This window comes from Croceibacterium aestuarii, assembly GCF_030657335.1.
Lineage (GTDB): Bacteria > Pseudomonadota > Alphaproteobacteria > Sphingomonadales > Sphingomonadaceae > Croceibacterium_B > Croceibacterium_B aestuarii.
The window spans coordinates 2,289,573-2,307,987 of sequence record NZ_CP131039.1; the positions used below are offsets into that span (position 1 = coordinate 2,289,573).

At 65.2% G+C, this 18,415-nt stretch carries 15 protein-coding genes; 6 read left to right on the plus strand and 9 right to left on the minus strand.

The genetic code is table 11. The annotated features are described in order from the left end of the window. Positions 1-97 precede the first annotated feature (97 nt). Positions 98-2,113, plus strand: coding sequence for a M3 family metallopeptidase (locus Q7I88_RS11360; protein WP_305096028.1), 2,016 nt, complete (start codon positions 98-100; stop codon positions 2,111-2,113). A gap of 9 nt (positions 2,114-2,122) precedes the next feature. On the opposite strand, the gene Q7I88_RS11365 is transcribed toward Q7I88_RS11360, so the two are convergent. The 7 genes from Q7I88_RS11365 to radA all read right to left on the minus strand — a co-directional run bounded on the left by Q7I88_RS11365 (position 2,123) and on the right by radA (position 9,440). Then, positions 2,123-3,667 carry an aminoacyl--tRNA ligase-related protein gene (locus Q7I88_RS11365; protein ID WP_305096029.1) on the minus strand — a complete coding sequence of 515 codons (1,545 nt, stop codon included), beginning with the start codon at positions 3,665-3,667 and terminating at the stop codon, positions 2,123-2,125. A 57-nt stretch (positions 3,668-3,724) separates the two neighbouring features. Further along, complete coding sequence (gene phaR / locus Q7I88_RS11370) at positions 3,725-4,279, minus strand: polyhydroxyalkanoate synthesis repressor PhaR (protein WP_305096030.1); 555 nt, start codon at positions 4,277-4,279, stop codon at positions 3,725-3,727. A gap of 75 nt (positions 4,280-4,354) precedes the next feature. Then, complete coding sequence (locus tag Q7I88_RS11375) at positions 4,355-5,401, minus strand: alanine racemase (RefSeq protein WP_305096031.1); 1,047 nt, start codon at positions 5,399-5,401, stop codon at positions 4,355-4,357. Continuing rightward, complete coding sequence (locus Q7I88_RS11380; protein WP_305096032.1) at positions 5,398-7,062, minus strand: MFS transporter; 1,665 nt, start codon at positions 7,060-7,062, stop codon at positions 5,398-5,400. Before Q7I88_RS11380 ends, Q7I88_RS11375 begins: the two co-directional genes overlap by 4 nt. 35 nt (positions 7,063-7,097) lie before the next feature. Further along, positions 7,098-7,532: an iron-sulfur cluster assembly scaffold protein gene (locus tag Q7I88_RS11385; protein WP_305096033.1), complete on the minus strand. Its 435-nt coding sequence runs from the start codon at positions 7,530-7,532 to the stop codon at positions 7,098-7,100. Further along, a complete protein-coding gene (locus Q7I88_RS11390; protein WP_305096034.1) occupies positions 7,532-8,062 on the minus strand; it encodes a CvpA family protein in 531 nt (176 codons plus the stop codon). The genes Q7I88_RS11385 and Q7I88_RS11390 overlap by 1 nt, the downstream gene beginning before the upstream one ends. A 10-nt stretch (positions 8,063-8,072) precedes the next feature. Then, on the minus strand, positions 8,073-9,440 hold the full coding sequence (gene radA / locus Q7I88_RS11395; protein WP_305096035.1) for a DNA repair protein RadA: 1,368 nt from the start codon (positions 9,438-9,440) through the stop codon (positions 8,073-8,075). A 74-nt stretch (positions 9,441-9,514) separates the two neighbouring features. Here radA and Q7I88_RS11400 point away from each other — a divergent pair, with 74 nt between their 5' ends. Continuing rightward, positions 9,515-11,833 (plus strand): patatin-like protein, encoded by a 2,319-nt coding sequence (locus Q7I88_RS11400; protein ID WP_305096036.1) that lies wholly within the window; start codon positions 9,515-9,517, stop codon positions 11,831-11,833. Between the two features lie 36 nt (positions 11,834-11,869). Here Q7I88_RS11400 and dnaJ read toward each other — a convergent pair whose 3' ends face one another. Beyond that, on the minus strand, positions 11,870-13,000 hold the full coding sequence (gene dnaJ / locus Q7I88_RS11405; RefSeq protein ID WP_305096037.1) for a molecular chaperone DnaJ: 1,131 nt from the start codon (positions 12,998-13,000) through the stop codon (positions 11,870-11,872). Between the two features lie 76 nt (positions 13,001-13,076). Further along, complete coding sequence (gene dnaK / locus Q7I88_RS11410) at positions 13,077-15,005, minus strand: molecular chaperone DnaK (RefSeq protein ID WP_305096038.1); 1,929 nt, start codon at positions 15,003-15,005, stop codon at positions 13,077-13,079. A 176-nt stretch (positions 15,006-15,181) separates the two neighbouring features. Here dnaK and Q7I88_RS11415 point away from each other — a divergent pair, with 176 nt between their 5' ends. The 4 genes from Q7I88_RS11415 (at position 15,182) to Q7I88_RS11430 (ending at position 18,402) form a co-directional block, all read left to right on the plus strand. Next, on the plus strand, positions 15,182-15,664 hold the full coding sequence (locus Q7I88_RS11415) for a copper chaperone PCu(A)C (RefSeq protein WP_305096039.1): 483 nt from the start codon (positions 15,182-15,184) through the stop codon (positions 15,662-15,664). Positions 15,665-15,687: 23 nt separating this feature from the next. Next, complete coding sequence (locus tag Q7I88_RS11420) at positions 15,688-16,158, plus strand: vgr related protein (RefSeq protein ID WP_305096040.1); 471 nt, start codon at positions 15,688-15,690, stop codon at positions 16,156-16,158. A 90-nt stretch (positions 16,159-16,248) separates the two neighbouring features. Then, complete coding sequence (locus Q7I88_RS11425; RefSeq protein ID WP_305096041.1) at positions 16,249-17,409, plus strand: PrnB family protein; 1,161 nt, start codon at positions 16,249-16,251, stop codon at positions 17,407-17,409. Positions 17,410-17,445: 36 nt separating this feature from the next. Further along, positions 17,446-18,402 (plus strand): cation diffusion facilitator family transporter, encoded by a 957-nt coding sequence (locus Q7I88_RS11430; RefSeq protein WP_305096042.1) that lies wholly within the window; start codon positions 17,446-17,448, stop codon positions 18,400-18,402. Positions 18,403-18,415 lie beyond the last annotated feature (13 nt).

Below are 18,415 nucleotides of genomic sequence, written 5' to 3' on the forward strand. Positions count from 1 at the left end.
ACGGGCGGTCGGCGGGTGGCGGCGGGCTTCATTTGCAAGTCAGCTTTACGTTTCTATGGAAACCGCATTCTTCCCTCAGGAAAGCGCACCTTGGCCGATGAAATCCTTGCTCTCCGGCGCCCTGCTCGCCGCCACTGCCCTCACCGCAGCTCCCGCCATGGCCGCTGACGCCAGCGCGCTCGGCACGATGGGAACGGTGCTCGCCACTGCGGCAAGTCCGGACGAGATCGCCGCCAAGTGCAAGGTCTATGTCGACGAAATCGAGCGCCGCAAGGCGGAGCTGGCGGGAGAGACCGGGCCGGCGTCGATCGGCGGGACGCTCGAGCGCTACGACGCGATCGTCGGACTGCTCAACGCCGGACTTGGCGAATTCGAGCTCTACAAGCAGGTCATGGCCGACCAGGAGCGGCGCGACGCCGGCGGCGCCTGCGCTGTCGAGCTGGCCAAGCTGGCCAGCGAACTGAGCCTGTCGCGCCCGATCTATGAGCGGCTAAAGGCGATCGACACGACCGAGGCCGATCCTGCCACGGCCTGGTATCTGAAGCGGACGCTCGGCGACTTCGAACGCGCCGGCGTAGCGCTCGACGCCGACAAGCGCGGCCATGTCCAGGCGCTCAACGAGGAAATCGCCAAAGTCGGCGACGCCTTCGACACCAACATCGCCAACGCCCGCAAGGTCATCAAGGTGAAGCCGGAAGAGCTCGCCGGCCTGCCGCAGGACTACATCGACGCGCACAAGCCGGGCGCCGACGGCCTGGTGGAGATCTCGACGGACTATCCCGACTACCAGCCGGTCATGGCCTATGCCGATAGCGACGCCCTGCGCCGCCGGCTCAGCGAAGCCTACATGCAGCGCGCCTATCCGGCCAACGACGTCAAGCTGAAGGAGCTGTTCTTCCTGCGCCAGCAGCTCGCCGATCTGCTGGGCCGGCCGAACTACGCCACGCTCGTGCTCGAGGACAAGATGGTCGACAGCCCGGCCAAGGTGCAGTCGCTGATCACCGAGATGGCCGAAGCTGCCCGCCCCGCGGCGATGCGCGACTACGCCAAGAGCCTCGCCGTACTCAAGACGATCGAGCCCGGAGCCGACAAGGTCGATTACTGGCAGGTCCAGTGGCTCAAGGGCAAGGTCCAGCAGAAATACTACGACTACGATCCGCAGGAGGCGCGCAAATACTTCGCCTACAACGACGTGCGCGACGGCATTCTCAAGCTGACCGAAGACCTGTTCGGGGTCGAGATTCGTCCGTGGGACACGCCGACATGGGACCCGCTGGTCGAGACCTATGAGATGGTCGACCACGGCAAGGTCATCGGCCGCTTCTACTTCGATTCACACCCGCGCCCGGGCAAGTACACCCACGCCAACATGATCCCGATCTACCCCGGCGTGGAAGGCAAGGCCCCGCCGGTAGCGGCGCTGGTCATGAACCTGCCGACCGGCGATCACTCGACCGGACTGATGGAACATCGCGACGTCGAGACCTTCCTGCACGAATTCGGCCACATGCTGCACGGCATGTTCGGCGGCACGCAAGAATGGTTCGCGCAGAGCGGGGTGACGACCGAGTGGGACTTCGTCGAGGCCCCCTCGCAGATGCTCGAGAACTGGGTCTACGACTACGACACGCTGGCCAAGTTCGCGCGCGACAAGGATGGCAAGCCCATCCCGCGCAAGCTGGTCGAGAAGATGAACAAGGCGCGCTATTTCAACCTGGGCATGGATGACATGACCCAGCTTGGTTATGCGAACATCTCGCTTCAGTTCCACCAGAACCCGGTACCGAGCGACCTGGGCGCGGCGACGCGGTCCTACTACGACAAGTACGCCACGATCCCGATGCCCGGCTACGTGCAGATGCAGGATTCGTTCGGCCACCTGAACGGCTATTCGGCCATCTACTACACCTATCGCTGGTCGAAGGTCATTGCCGACGACCTGTTCACCCGGTTCCAGGCCGATGGCTTGCGCAATGCCGGGACTGCCGCCGAGTACCGCGCCAAGATCCTGGCCAGGGGCGGCACCGCTCCCGCGGCGGAGCTGGTCCGCGACTTCCTCGGCCGCGACATCAGCCTCGATGCCTACAAGGCCGACGTGGCCAAGGACCAGTAAGGCGGAGGGTCAGTAGGCGCGGGCGACGTAGATCCGTTCCACGGCGGGCTGGCCGGTGAACAGGCAGGTGCCGTTCGCCGGCTCCGCATCGAGCGGCACGTTGCGAAAGGTCAGCTTGCGGGCCTTGAGCAGTTCGACGACCTGGTCGAGCGCCGCGCCCTCGGGCCGCGACCACTGGACTTCGGCCCAGCCCGGATATTTCCGGCCGGCACTGTAGAAAGCGTCGAGCGCTTCGATGCTCTCGATGTCGCGGACGATGTTGGCTTCGCGCCGCTGGCGGGCCTCGGTAAAAAGTACCTGTTGGATCTGCTCCAGCATGGCTGGAGCGTTGTTGGCGAATTCGTCTTTCGCGGTGAAGGCGAAGGCGGGCTTGCCGTTCTGCGCGTTCCACAGCGCATCGCGCCCCAGTACGGCAACCTTGCCGTTCTCCATGTCGCGCGGGCCGACCTCGACGATCACCGGGGCCCCCTTGCGGACCCAGTCCCAGCGCTTGGCAGCAGCCTTGCCCGGCTTGGCGTCGAGCAGGACGCGCAGCGGTTCGCCAAACGCCGATTGCTGCAGCAATGTTGCGCGCAGCGACGCACAGTAATCGAGGATCGCCGCGTCGCCATCGTCCTCGCGCAGCATCGGCACGATGACCACCTGGAACGGCGCCAGCGCCGGCGGCACGCGCAAGCCGTCGTCGTCGCCGTGAGTCATGATCATCGCCCCGACCATGCGGGTCGAAACGCCCCAGCTGGTGGTGTGGCACAGTTGCTGGGCGCCCTCGCGATCCTGGAAGCGGATGTTTGCCGCATCGGCGAAGCTGGTGCCGAGATAATGGCTGGTGCCCGCCTGCAGCGCCTTGCCGTCCTGCATCATAGCCTCGATCGACCAGGTGCCGACCGCGCCGGGAAAGCGCTCGTTGGCCGGCTTCTCGCCGACGATGACCGGCAGCGCGACATCCTCTTCGGCAAAGGCGCGGTACATTTCGAGCGCGCGCAGCGTCTCGGCCATCGCGTCCTCGCGCGTCTCGTGCGCGGTATGACCTTCCTGCCAGAGGAATTCGCTGGTGCGCAGGAACATGCGGGTACGCATTTCCCAGCGCACCACGTTGGCCCACTGGTTGAGCATGAGCGGAAGGTCACGCCACGACTGGATCCAGCGGCTCATTGCATCGCCAATGATCGTCTCGGACGTCGGCCGCACGATCAGCGGCTCTTCGAGCTTGGCTTCGGGATCGGGGATCAGCCCGCCCTTGCCGTCGGCGATCAGGCGGTGGTGGGTAACGACCGCCATTTCCTTGGCGAAGCCCTCGACGTGCTCGGCTTCGCGGACGAAGTTGCCGAGCGGGATGAACAGCGGGAAGTAGGCGTTCTGCACGCCCGCCGCCTTGATCCGGCGATCCATCAGCGCCTGCATCCGTTCCCAGATGCCGAAACCCCACGGCTTGATCACCATGCATCCGCGCACGCCCGATTCCTCGGCCATGTCGGCGCTGGAGACGACTTCCTGGTACCACTGCGCGAAATCGTCGTCGCGCCTGTTGGTCAATGCGTGGCGAATGGCCGTCACGAGGAGTTTTTCCGAATCTGTTTCCGATAGAAGTGGCAGGCAGTGGCCCGCCGCAAGCTATTTGCCAAGCTCGTCGAGCTTCTTCTGCATCGCTGCCATCTGCTTCTTGAGCGCATCGAGCTCGCTTTCGGCGCTACCGCCGGCCGATGTCGGTTCGGCATTCGCCTTGGGCATGAAGGCGCTGGCCGCAGCCTTGAACATGGCCATGTTGGTTTCGGCGAGCTTGCCGAAGGCCTCGGGCCCGACGCTGGCTTTCCAGGCGTCCTGCAGCTTCTGCTGGTTGGCGCGGAAGTTGGTCATCGAAGCTTCGAGATACTGCGGCATCATCGACTGCATCGAATCGCCGTACATGGCGATGAGCTGGCGCAGGAAACTGATCGGCAGCAACTGCTCGCCGCTCGACTCCTCGTCCATGATGATCTGCGTCAGGATGGTGTGGGTGATGTCGTTGCCGGTCTTGGCATCGAGCACGACGAAGTCGGTGCCCTGCCGCGTCATTCGCGCGAGATCGTCGAGCGTGATGTAGCTTGAGCTGCGCGTGTTGTAGAGCCGCCGGTTGGCGTACTTCTTTACGATGACCGGATCTTCGGCCGCTGGTTGTGCGGTTGCCACGACCTGATGTTCTCCGTGTACGATGAGCGCCCCAACGCATTTAGCACTTGCAGCGAGTGCAGCGCAACATATGCCTCAATTTATTGCCGAGAACCGGTTGCCGAGGGTGGTCAGCAGTTCGTACTGCGACATGCCCGTCTGGCGCGCGACCTCGGGTAGGTCGAACGGGACGTCGAGCCAGTCTCCCTCGGCGAGTTCCGGCGCAGCGCTGCAGTCGACCACCACCATGTCCATCGAAATCTTGCCGAGCAGGGGCAGCTCGGCGTCGCGAAACTGCAATGCGCCCTGCGCAGCGCGACTGCGCAAGAAGCCGTCTGCATAACCGAGCGAGACGGTTGCCGCCCGGGTCGGCTGCTCGGCGGTCCAGGCGGCATTGTATCCCACCCGGTCGCCGCGGTGCAGGTCACGCAACTGGATCACCGCCGCCTGCGGAAATGCCACCTGGCGGATAGCGTCGGCAAGTTCTGGCCGCGGCACGCCGCCGTAAAGTGCCAGCCCCGGCCGGGTGAGATCGAAGGCATAGGCCGCGCCCAAAGCAATGCCGGCGCTGTTGGCTATGCTGCGGCGCTTGTGCGCGACATGGCCGGCAAGCTCGCAGAACAAGGTGCGCTGCGCCTCGTTCTGCGCACTGTCCTCGTCGGCCGAGGCGAGGTGCGACATCAGCGTCTCGACTTCGAGCCGGGCAATTGTTTCGTCCCCGATCTCGGATGGCGGCAGTCCAAGTCGGTTAATGCCGGTATCGAGCATCAGGTCGCACGCACCGCCCCCGCCTTCGAGCCACAGGCGCGCCTGGCGCACGCTGTTGATCACCGGCCGCACGCCCCGGGAGCGGGCGAAGGCGACGTGCTCCGGAACGTGCGGGCCGTGCAGGACCGCGAGTTCGCCCGGCCCCGTGTGCGTCAGGACGGGCTCGACCTCGCTCCAGTGGGCGACGAAGAAGTTGCGGCACCCGGCGGCGCGCAGCACCGGAACGACGCGCTGAGCGCCGAGGCCGTAACCATCGGCCTTGACCGCGGCGCCTGCAACCGCAGCGCCCGACAGCGCGTCGAGCGTGCGCCAATTGCCGGCGAGCGCCGCTTCGTCGAGACGAAGGCGGAGGGTGCGCGGGCAGGTTTCACTCATTCGTTGACGAAATCGCGTGGCGGCCCGTCGCGCAGACCCCACCAGGCGACGGCGAGACCGAAAGCGACCACCGCCCAGGTGTACCACAGGCCCGAATAGGGGTTGCCGCTCGTGGCGACGATGTAGCTCGCGATCAGCGGCAGAAACCCGCCGAGGTAACCGGCGCCAATGTGATATGGGATCGACATCGAGGAATAGCGGATCTGCGGCGGGAACATCTCGGCCAGCAGCGCCGCAACCGATCCGTAAGTCAGCGCCGAGAGCACGCCCATGACCAGCACCAGCGCGACGATGCCGAGGACGTTCGCGAGCGGCGGAGACTGCCGGGAAAAGTCGTAGCCAGCCGCCTCGAGCGACGACTTTACGAGATCGCCCCGCGCTGCTGCGTCATCGAACAATGCCGTCGGTATCGCGAGGTCGGTTCCCCCGATGCGCAGCAAGAGCGGGGACGGCCTTTCGCTGTCGAGATCGATCGATCTGCCTCGTGCGGCCCCTCGCTCGTCGACGTTGTAGCTCACGCCCAGCGACGTCAGATCCTGCAGCACGCGCCCGCAGAGGCTCGCTTGCTGATTTGCGAACGGATCGTAATTGCAGTCGATCCCGTTTACGACGACCGGGGCCTCCTCCGCACTTCGGGCAAGACCCGGATTGGCCAGCGATCCCATCGCCCAGAACGTCGGAAACAGCAGCAGCAGGGTGAGCACGCTGCCGATGATGATCGGCGTCTTGCGCCCGACCCGGTCGGACCACTTCCCCACCACCACATAGAACGACATCGCGATGAGCCCGGCGATCATCAGCACCCATTCGACGAGAGTCTCGTCCATCCGCATGGGTCCGCGCAGGAACGACAGCCCCGAGAAGAAGGCAGTGTACCAGATCGTCGTCAGGATCCCGGTCACGCCGAACAGCGCGACGAAAATGCGCTTCTTGTTGCCCGGGTAGGTGAAGCTGCGCACGAACGGGTTGCCGGAGAGCTCGCCCGCCTCCTTCATCGCCTTGAACACCGGGCTTTCCGAAAGCTTGAGACGCATCCACAGCGAAATGGCGAGCAGGACGAGCGAGAGCAGGAAGGGAATGCGCCAGCCCCATGCGGCAAACTCTTCCGCCGGGATCAGGGCGCGGCAGGCAAGCACGACGGCGATCGACAGCACGAACCCGCCGACCACGGCAGCCTGGATGAAGCTCGTATAATAGCCGCGCTTTTCCTTGGGCGCGTGTTCGGCGACGTAGATCGCCGCCCCCCCGTATTCGCCGCCCAGCGCCAGCCCCTGCAGGATGCGCAAGACGATCACGATCGCCGGCGCCACCAACCCGATCGACGCTGCCCCCGGGACCAGCCCGACACCGGCCGTGGCCACGCCCATCAGAGTGACGGTGATGAGAAAGGTGTACTTGCGCCCTAGTCGATCGCCAAGGAAACCGAAGAGAATCGCACCAAGCGGGCGGAAACCGAAGCCGACGGCGAAGCCGGCCCAGACGAGCAGCAATTGCAGCGTCTCGTTGTCGCTCGGAAAGAAGGCCGCGCCAATCAGGCTGGCGAGCGTGCCGTAGATGAAGAAATCGTACCACTCGAAGATTGTGCCGGCCGAACTGGCGGCAATCACGAGCCGGATTTCGCTGACGCTCGGTTCGTGCGTGGCAATCGCGGCGCTGGCCATGTCGGTTTCCCTCGTCCCCTGCTCTGACCCCCCGATTAGCGGGCGGGCAGAAGACTGCAAAGGGCATCGCGCGCCGCCGTCCACGGCAGCATGATCGCGCCGTGGCGTGCCGGATAGTCGCGTGCAGCGGCGATCAGGGCCAGTTCCGGCCAGTCAGGCACCTCACCGCCCTCCACCAGCCAGCGCTCGATTCTCTCGCTGGCCGCGGCGATTTGCGTTGCAGTCCGGCCAGCAGCCGAGCGCGCGAACAGTGCCGCAGCGGCCTGACCGACGGCGCAGGCCCGCACCCGCATGCCAAGGGCGTCGATCCGCCCGGCGTCGTCGACGCCAAGGGCCATGTCGAGCGTGCTACCGCAGCTCTTCGAACGTGCCGAACCGCGCAGCGGCAGGCTGTCGTCGAGCGGATGCTCGGCGAGTTCGACTGCAAGGGCGAGCAATTCCGGTGTGTAAAGACGCTCGGCGCCGGCCACTACTGTTCGCCGCCGATCGCGTCGCCTTGTTCACGCAGGAGGTCGCGCCGCTCCTGGATCAGCTGAACCATGGCCTCCGAAGCGGCGTTGACGAAAGTGTAAGTGCGCGCTTCCTTGATCCACAGCGGCCGGCCTGTCGGGCCCCAGATCGTGTCGTAGCCCAGCACCACCAGCGAGAAGGCGATGATTACGATGATCACTCCCTTGATCGCGCCGAAACCGAAGCCCAGGACGCGGTCAATCGGCCCGATCACCGACCCCCGCGAAGCCTTGCCGATATTGCCGGCAATCACCTTCATCGCCGCGTAGGGAATCAGCAACAGCAGCGCGAAGGCGAGGATCGCCGCGCTGGTCGGCGAACCGATGTAGTCGAACAGGAACTGGGTGAGGTCAGTGTGCAGGTAGCGGATGGCGAATACCGCCAGCACCCAGGCTAGGAGCGAAAGCACTTCCTGCAGAAAGCCGCGCGTGAACCCGCCGATGGCCGCGACACCCACGATCACCAGGACGATAATGTCGAAACCCGTCATTGGCGCTGATCTAAGAGGCCCCGATTATCCGGTCAACGAGCTTGGGCAGTCGATCGGCCGCTTCATAGCGCAGCGCTTCAGGCGCCGGACCGATGTCTCCCGGTCCGCACGCCGCATCGAAGCCGAGCTTGGCCGCCTCGCGGAGGCGGAGCCCGGCATGCGCCACGGGCCGAACTTCGCCGGCCAGCGAGACTTCGCCGAACCACGTGCTGCGTAGCGGCAGCGGCTTGTCGGAAAGCGCCGAGACCAGCGCCGCCGCGACCGCAAGATCGGCCGCCGGGTCGGACAGGCGATAGCCGCCCGAGACGTTGAGATAGACTTCGGCGGAGGAGAAATTGAGCCCGCAGCGTGCTTCGAGCACCGCCAGCAACATGGCGAGACGGCTCGAATCCCAGCCCACCACGGCGCGGCGCGGCGTCGCGCCCGATTGCAGCCGTACGATCAGCGCCTGGACTTCGACGAGCACCGGGCGCGTGCCCTCCAGCGCGGGGAACACTGCACTTCCGGCAATCGGCGCCTCGCGGCCGGTGAGAAAGAGCGAGGAGGGGTTCGGGACTTCTTCCAGCCCCTGTCCGGCCATGGCGAAGACGCCGATTTCGTCAACCGCGCCGTAGCGATTCTTGAGCGCGCGCAGGATGCGGTACTGGTGGCTGCGCTCGCCCTCGAAGCTCATGACCACATCGACCATGTGCTCGAGCACACGCGGCCCCGCGATCGTGCCGTCCTTGGTCACGTGACCGACCAGGACCAGCACGGTGCCGCTTTCCTTGGCGTAGCGAATCAGCTCGAAGGCGCAGCCCCGCACCTGGCTGACCGTGCCCGGTGCGCCCTCGATGGTGTCGGAATGCATCGTTTGGATCGAATCGATGACCAGCAGCGAGGGCGGTTTCCCCTGCCCGAGCGTGGTCAGGATATCGCGCACCGAGGTGGCCGATGCGAGCCGGAGCGGCGCCTTGGCATGGCCGAGCCGTTCGGCGCGCAGGCGCACCTGTCCGGCCGCTTCCTCGCCGCTGACATAGACGACGTCGGCGCCGTCCTGCGCGAGCCTGGCCGAAGCTTGCAGCAGCAGCGTCGACTTGCCGATTCCGGGATCGCCGCCCATCAGGATCGCCGCCCCCGGGACCAGCCCTCCGCCGAGGGCGCGGTCGAATTCGGGCAAGCCTGTCGAGCGGCGCTGCAGCGTTTCGCCCGGCGCGTCGAGCGGGACGAACTCGATCGGCCGGCCGCCGTTCGACAGGTCGTGCTTGGCTGAAAAGACGCTCGCCGGCGCATCCTCGATCAGCGAGTTCCACTCCGCGCAATCGGGGCACTGGCCTTGCCAGCGGTGCGACACCCCGCCGCACGCCTGACAGATGTAGCGTCGCTTGGTCTTTGCCATGGTCGGTCCATATATATGGAACAAATACGGAACGCAATTGCCTTTGCCGGCGCCATGCGGCTAGGCCCTGCGCGATGCGGCAGAAGGAACTTCGGATTGCGCTGATTTGCTACGGCGGGGTCAGCCTCGCCGTCTACATGCACGGGGTCACCAAGGAGGTGTGGAAAGCCGCGAAGGCGAGCCGCGGGCTGCATGCCGCCGAAGCGCCCTCGGGCGGGACCGAGGCGGTCTATCACGAACTGCTCGGCGAGATCGAAGACCGCGACGGAATCCGGCTGCGGGTCTTTTCCGACATCCTCGCCGGAGCCAGCGCGGGCGGCATCAACGCGGTGTTCCTCGCCCAGGCGATTCATTCAGGGCACAGCCTCGAGCCGCTGACCGACCTCTGGCTCAAATCGGCCGACGTCGACGCGCTGCTCGATCCGGCGGCGCGGCCGGGATGGAAGTTCTCCAAGTACTGGGCGCAGCCGCTGGTCGAATGGGTGCTGAGCCGACCGGGCAACGCCGTTTCGGAGAGCGTTTCTCCCGAAACGCAGGCCGAAGTGCGGCGCAAGGTTTCCCACTTCATGCGCGGGCGCTGGTTCGAGCCACCGTTTTCCGGGTCCGGCTTCTCCCGCCTCATTTACGACGCGTTGCAGGCCATGGCCGAAGGCGATGCGGGCCCACCGCTTCTGCCGCCAAACCACCCGCTCGATCTCATGGTCACGGCCACGGATTTCCGCGGCTTTCTCGAACCGCTACATATGCACAGTCCGCCGGTGGTCGAAGAGAGCGAGCACCGCCTGCAAATCCAGTTTCGCTCGCGCGCGCCACTCGCGGGCGGGAAGGACCTTGCCGACCTGCTCGAGCTGACATTCGCCGGTCGCGCCACGGCGAGCTTCCCGGGCGCGTTTCCGGCGCTGCAACTCGGCGAAATCGACGCACTGGCCAAAATTTGCGGCAGCGACTGGCCCACCCGCCGCGCCTTCCTCGAACGCGTCATGCCCGTGCACGTGCGCAACGGCAACGAGGCCAACGTATCGCTGATCGACGGTTCGGTGCTGGTCAATGCGCCCTTTGCCGCCGCCATCGCCGCCCTGCCCGCGCGCCCGGCACAGCGCGAGGTCGATCGGCGTTTCGTCTATATCGACCCGCGCCCCGACCGCTTCGACGCCCTCGCCGGCCGACAGAACGAGCCGGTCAGCTTTTTCGGGGCCATTTTCGGCTCGCTCTCGACCATCCCGCGCGAGCAACCGATCCGCGACAACCTCGAACTGCTCGAACAGCGCAGCCGCGAAGCTGAGCGCACCCGGCAAATTGTCGCCGGGCTGCGCCCCGAAGTCGAGGCGGCGGTCGATCGCCTTTTTGGACGCACCCTGTTCCTCGACCGGCCGACCCCCAGGCGCCTGTCGGGCTGGCGGGCGCGTGCCCAGCAGGCCGCGGCCGAAGAGGCCGGTTATGCCTTCGGCGCCTATGCTCAGTCCAAGATCGCGGGGATCGTCGAGCGAATGGCGCAAATCGTCATGCAGGCAGCGCCCAAGCTGGCCCTGGCCTCCCCCAACCCGATCATCGCGGCGCTTCGGCGCGAGATGGCCGAGCGCGGGCTCGAGCGATCCGGCACGCCCGGCGGCGGAGCGACCGACGAGACCATCGCCTTCCTGCGATCACACGACCTGAGCTTCAGAGTGCGCCGCCTGCGTCTGATCGCGCGGCGTCTATCGCGAGACTGGGAATCGGATCCGGCAATTTCCGACGTCGCGCTCGATGAGGCGCGCGAGCAGATCTACGGCATCCTCGCCATCTACTTCGCCCGCGACGGGCTCGATGCCCTGGGCGACGACTTTCCTGCGCTCGCTGCCGAGGTTCTGTCGAACCCCGGTGCGGTGCTCGACGCGCTCGCCGAACGCCGCGCGCTCGCTGCGGCGGACGTCGAGGCCGAGGTGCTGCTGACCGCCGCGCTGGAAGCCATGCCGAAAGATCTGCGACGCAAGACGCTGCTGACCTATCTCGGCTTCCCGTTCTATGATGTCGCCACCCTGCCCCTGGTCCAGAACGAGGGACTGACGGAGTTCGAAGGCGTCAAGGTCGATCGTATCAGCCCCGACGACGCCCGCACTATCCGCGAGGGCGGCGCCCGGACGACGCTGCGCGGTACGGAGTTCTACAATTTCGGCGCGTTCTTCAGCCGCAGTTACCGCGAGAACGACTATCTCTGGGGTCGCCTGCACGGAGCGGAGCGGATGATCGACCTGATCTGCTCGACGGTCGCCGACTTCGATCTTGCACGGTGCCGCGAGTTCAAGCGGCGTGCGTTTCTCGCCATCCTCGACGAGGAAGAAGCTCGGCTGACTGCCGACCCGGGCCTTGTCGCGCAAGTGCGCAAGGAAGTGCTGGCGATCACGCCCGCGGGGTGAGCCTTCGTGCGGTGTGGCGGCGCACGGTTGCAGGAGCTATCCGCCGAAGGTGCTGCGGATCTTCTCGAAGAAGCTACGGTTTTCCGGGCATTCCTCGCCGGTTTCGGTTTCGCGGAACTGTTCGAGGATCGCCTTCTGCTCCTTGCTGAGCTTGGTCGGCGTCTCGACCACAACCTCGACCACGAGGTCGCCGCGGCCGCGACCCTGCAGCACCGGCATTCCGGCGCCGCGCTTGCGTAGCTGCTTGCCCGACTGGATTCCCGCAGGGATGTCGATTGCACTGACTTCGCCATCGAGCCCGGGGATCTCGATCGTGTCGCCCAGCGCCGCCATGGTGAAGCTCACAGGAATACGGGTGAACAACGTCGTCCCTTCGCGCTCGAACAGCGCGTGCGGCGTAACGTGCATGAAGATATAGAGATCGCCGGCGGGTGCGCCCTGCGGACCGGCCTCGCCCTTGCCGGCAAGACGGATGCGGGTTCCGGTATCGACGCCTGGAGGCACTTCGACGGTCAGCCGCTGCACCTTGTCGACCCGCCCTTCGCCGCGGCATTCGCGGCACGGGCTCTCGATGATCTCGCCAGTGCCGTGGCAGTTGTGACAGGGCTTTTCGATGACGAAGAAGCCCTGCTGAGCGCGGATCTTGCCGTGGCCGCGGCACAGGTTGCAGGTTCTCTTGCCCGTGCCGGGGGTCGCCCCGGTGCCGCCACACGGGTCGCAGGCGACCGACACCTCGACCTCGATCTCGGTATCTTTGCCGTGGAAGGCCTCCTCGAGCGTAACGTGCATATCGTAACGCAGGTCGGCGCCGCGTCGCGGCCGTGCGCGCGCGCTGGCCCCTCCGCCGCCGAAAGCGCCGCCGAAAATGGTCTCGAAGATATCGCCGAGATCGGCGAATTCGGCGCCGCCGAAGCCTTGACCGCCGCCGGGCCCGCCGTTCTGGAACGCGGCATGGCCGAAGCGATCGTAGGCGGCGCGCTTCTGCGGATCCTTGAGGCAATCGTAGGCGACGCTGATCGCCTTGAACCTGGCCTCGCTTTCGCCGCACCCGGGGTTGCGATCCGGATGATGCTCCATCGCAAGCTTGCGATAGGCAGCCTTGATTTCCTTGTCGTCCGCGGACCGCGAAACGCCAAGAAGTTCGTAGAAGTCTACTTCAACTGACATGGTGATGATCCCGCCCTAGACCGGGCCGCCACCGGTGCGGAAGCACCGATGGCGGCCAAGGTCCGCACCAGGCGTCTCAGCCCTTGTTTTCTTCGTCGACTTCGGAGAACTCGGCGTCGACGACTTCTTCGTCGCCGCTGCCCTGCTCGCCGCCGGCGTCACCGGCCGGAGCTTCGGCCGACGCGGCCTGCTCCTGCTGGTAGATCTGCTGGCCCATCTTCATGGCGAGGTCGGTCAGCGCCTGGCTCTTGGCCTTGATCGTTTCGACGTCGCCGCCTTCGATCGCGGTCTTCGTCTCGGCGACGGCAGCTTCGATCTCGCCCTTGAGGCCGGCGTCGATCTTGTCGCCGTGCTCTTCAAGCTGCTTCTCGGTGGCGTGGACCAGGCTGTCGGCGTTGTTCTTAGCCTCTGCCGCTTCCTTGCGCTTCTTGTCCTCTTCGGCGAACTTCTCGGCATCCTGGACCATCTGGTCGATGTCGGCGTCGCTGAGCCCACCCGAGGCCTGGATGCGGATCTGCTGTTCCTTGCCGGTGCCCTTGTCCTTGGCAGACACGTTGACGATGCCGTTGGCGTCGATGTCGAACACGACCTCGATCTGCGGCACGCCGCGCGGCGCCGGGGGAATGCCGACGAGGTCGAACTGGCCGAGCAGCTTGTTGTCCGCGGCCATCTCGCGCTCGCCCTGGAACACGCGAATGGTCACCGCCTGCTGGTTGTCCTCCGCAGTCGAGTAGACCTGGCTCTTCTTGGTCGGGATCGTCGTGTTGCGATCGATCATGCGCGTGAACACGCCGCCGAGCGTCTCGATGCCCAGCGACAGCGGGGTCACGTCGAGCAGGAGCACGTCCTTCACGTCGCCCTGCAGCACGCCGGCCTGGATTGCCGCGCCCATCGCCACGACTTCGTCCGGATTGACGCCGGTGTGCGGCTTCTTGCCGAAGAACTCTTCGACCACTTCGCGCACCTTCGGCATGCGGGTCATGCCGCCGACCAGGATGACTTCGTCGATACCGCCCTTTTCAAGGCCGGCGTCGGCCAGCGCCTTCTTGCACGGTTCGAGCGTGCGCTTGATGAGATCGCCGACCAGCTGCTCGAGCTTGGAACGGGTAATCGTTTCGACGAGGTGGAGCGGGGTCGAGCTGCCGCCTTCCATGCGCGCGGTGATGAACGGCAGGTTCACTTCCGTCTGCTGGCTGGAAGAAAGCTCGATCTTGGCCTTTTCGGCCGCTTCCTTGAGACGCTGCAGCGCGAGCTTGTCGTTCCGGAGATCCATGTTCTCCTTCTTCTTGAACTCGTCTGCCAGGTACTCGACGATGACGCTGTCGAAGTCCTCGCCGCCGAGGAAGGTGTCGCCGTTGGTCGACTTCACCTCGAACACGCCGTCACCGATCTCGAGCACCGAGATATCGAAGGTGCCGCCGCCGAGGTCGTAGACCGCGATGGTCTTGCCGTCTTCCTTGTCGAGGCCGTAGGCCAGCGCCGCCGCGGTCGGTTCGTTGATGATGCGCAGGACTTCGAGGCCGGCGATCTGGCCGGCGTCCTTGGTCGCCTGGCGCTGCGCGTCGTTGAAGTAGGCGGGAACCGTGATGACCGCCTGGGTGACGGTTTCGCCGAGATAGCTCTCGGCCGTTTCCTTCATCTTCTGCAGAATGAAGGCCGAAATCTGGCTCGGCGAATAGTCTTCGCCGCCGGCTTCGACCCAGGCGTCGCCGTTCTTGCCCTTGACGATGTCGTAGGGAACGAGACCCATGTCCTTCTTGGTCAGCGGGTCGTCGAACCGCCGCCCGATCAGGCGCTTGATCGCGAACAGCGTGTTGTCCGGATTGGTGACCGCCTGGCGCTTGGCCGGCTGGCCGATCAGGCGTTCGCCGTCCTTAGTGAAGGCGACGATCGAAGGCGTGGTACGCGCGCCTTCCGAATTTTCGATGACCTTGGGCTTGCCCCCATCCATCACGGCGACGCACGAGTTGGTGGTGCCGAGGTCGATACCGATAACTTTGGCCATGGTTTCCCCAATTCCTCTTCAAGTTGGACGCCGCTCGGTCGGTCTCCCGTCCCTGGCAAGACCACTCGGCAGCTCGTTAAGAACTTCGATTACGCGGCGGATATAGGTGCGGTTTCCCTTGGCACAAGGGATGTACAAGCCTAGAAAATCGCCTTCGGAACGGGGGAGGAATGACAATGAAATCGCCACTTTTGACCAGTCTTGCACTTGGCTTGAGCACCTTGGCGCTTGCCGCTTGCGGCGGCGGCGACTCGACGGAGGCGACCGCAGACGATGGCTCCAAAGAGGGTATTTCCATCACCGACGGGCGCCTCGTGCTGCCGGCAGTCAAGGGCAACCCCGCGGCGGTCTACTTCACGGTTCATAACGACGGCGACCGCGATGCCTTCGTTCGCGCGGCTACCGTGAAAGGTGCCCAGAGCACCCAGTTGCACGAGATGACCACGGCCAACGGTTTCGAGGAAATGGGCGAAGCGACGCAGATCGCCGTGCCGCGGGGCCAGGCTGTGGAATTCAAACCGGGCGGCATCCACGTCATGGCGTTCAAGCTCGACGACACCCTCAAGAAAGGCGACACCACCGAGGTGACGCTGACCTTCATCGGCGGGCGCACCGCCGCCTTCCCGGTCGAGGTCCTCGCCGCGGGCGACGCGCGATAGAAACGGGCGGCGCCTCCTGCCCGGTGGGCGGAGAGCGCCGCCTGACCGAGGGCGAAGTTGCGCTCGCGCGGAGCATGTTCGGCAGCGCCATCGACTATGCCAAGGTCACCATCCGGCGGCGCAAGTTCTTTCCGCTGCAGCCCAAGCGGGTGACAATGGCCCCGCGAGGCCACCTCCATTTCCACCCGCTGGGCGACGCCTATTGCGACGACTTTGCGCAAGTGTCGATCCTCCGCCAGGGCCATTTCATCCACGAGATGACTCACGTCTGGCAGACGCAGCAGCGCGGCGATTGGTACCTGCTGCTGCACCGCCATCCCTTCTGCCGCTACGACTACAGCCTCAAGCCCGGATGGCGGCTCGAGACGTATGGAATCGAACAGCAAGCCGAGATCGTCCGCCATGCCTTCTTGCTCCGCGGCGGGGTCCGGTTGGCCGGCTGCACGGATGCCGGAGCCTACGAATTGCTGGTCAACTTTCCTGGGGCGGCCTGAACCGGCCACTTGAGCTAGTTCGTTTCACTTGTTACTAGCGTCGCCATTGATCCGGGCGGCCCAACCCGCGCCCGGCGCGATGGTTCAATCATGCAGCTATCCGACTACGGCATGTCGCGGGCACGCGGCTTCCTCTCGCATTATGAAATCGACGCAATCGGCCTTCCGGCCATGTTCAACGGCGCCTTGCAGGCCGCAAACAACCTGTCTGCGCTGCTCACCACGGGCCGCGTGCGCCACTGGCTCGGCGAGCTGGCCGACCCCGGCCTTGAAGACTGGGCCCGCGAAGCGCCCGAAGAGGAAGTCCGCACGGCGATGGTTCACTACTCGTTCCTCGTTCAGGCCTATGTCTGGGGGGAGGACGAGCCGCCCGAATTTCTCCCCGCCAACCTCGCCCGGCCCATGGTCGCGGTCGCCGACCGGCTCGGACAGGCGCCCCTGCTGCCCTATTCGGGTTATGTCCTCGACAACTGGTACCGTCTCGACAAGGGCGGTCCGATCGACTTGTCCAACGTGGCGATGTTCCAGAATTTCTACGGCGGCGTCGACGAGAACTGGTTCGTGCTGGTCCACGTGGCGATCGAGGCCGAAGCGGGGGTGCTGCTCGACAACGCCGCTAAGCTCGTCGCAGTCGCCAGACAGGGCGATGCTGGCGAAGCCGAACGACTGCTGATCGAGATGGATGCCGCATGGGAGCGGATCTACGGCCACTTTGCGCGAATGCCCGAGCGCTGCGACCCATACATCTACTTCAACCGCGTGCGGCCCTATATTCACGGCTGGGCCAACAACCCGGCGCTCAACGGCGGGCTGGTCTATCAGGGCGTCGAGAAATTCGGCGGCGCGCCGCGAGCCTTTCGCGGGCAGACTGGCTCCCAGTCGAGCATCGTCCCGGCGATGGACGCGCTGTTCCAGGTCGGACACAGCGACGACCCGCTCAAGCACTTTCTGACCGAGCTGCACGAATACCGCCCGGTGGCGCATCGCCGTTTCATCGAAGATCTTGCCGCGCAATCGACTCTCCGCGACTTCGTGGCCGCTGCGAAATCGCCGAGTTTGACACTGGCCTTCAACGCCTGCGTCGAGCAGGCCGCGCGCTTTCGCACCAGGCATCTCGAATACGCCGCGAGCTACATCAATAAACAGATGACCGACAAGGCCGGAAATGACCCCGACGTCGGAACCGGCGGGACGCCCTTCATGAAGTACCTGAAGAAGCACCGCGACGAAAACCGGGCGCAACTGGTTTAGCCCGGACCCTCGCGGCGTCTTGCGCATTGGAGGTGCATGGCATCGGGAAGAAAGCTGGCAATCTACGCGGCGCTCGGCGGCAATGTGGCCGTCGCGATTACCAAGTTCGTCGCCGCGTTCATTGCCGGCAGTTCCTCGATGCTCACCGAGGGAATCCACTCGCTGGTCGACAGCGGCAACGAGGTGTTGCTGCTGTACGGCGAGCACCGCGCCGAGCGACCGCCCGACGAGCTACATCCGCTCGGCTACGGCCGCGAGGTGTACTTCTGGAGCTTCGTCGTCGCGCTGCTGATCTTTACCGCCGGCGCGGGCGTCTCGGTGTACGAGGGCATCCTGCACATCCTGCATCCCGAGATGCTGGAGAAGCCCCTGATCAACTTCGCGGTCCTGGGCGCCTCGATAATCTTCGAGGCGGCCTCGATGTATTTCGGGCTCAAGGAATTCCGCAAGTCGCAGCGCAAAAACGAAGGCGCCTGGCGAACCTTTCGTACGAGTAAGGACCCGACGATATTCGTGGTGCTGCTGGAAAATCTCGCCGCCCTGATCGGACTCGTCATCGCTGCAGCATTCATCGGCCTCACGGTGCTGACAGGAAATCCGGTCTATGACGGCATCGGTTCGGTTCTCATTGGGCTGCTGCTCGGCGCCGTTGCCATAATTCTTGCCATCGAGTGCAAGCACTTGCTCATTGGAGAGCGAGCCAGTCCGCAGCTGCAGAAGGCGCTCAAGCAGTTCGCCGAACGAGAAAAGGGCGTCTGTCTAGTCAACGAAGTGATCACCATTCACCTATCGCCGAAAGACGTCGTGGCAATGCTGAGTCTCGACCTCGAAGACGAATTGCCGGTGGGCGAGGTGGAAGGAATCTCCCAACGCATCGAGCAGACGATCAAGGCGCAGTACCCCGAGGTGCGACGAATCTTCATCCGCCCGCAATCGCGCCATGAGGCGGGAGCGGAGCTGGCGGCACTGCGGAACAGCGCCGCTCCCGCCTGAGCCTGCCGCAACG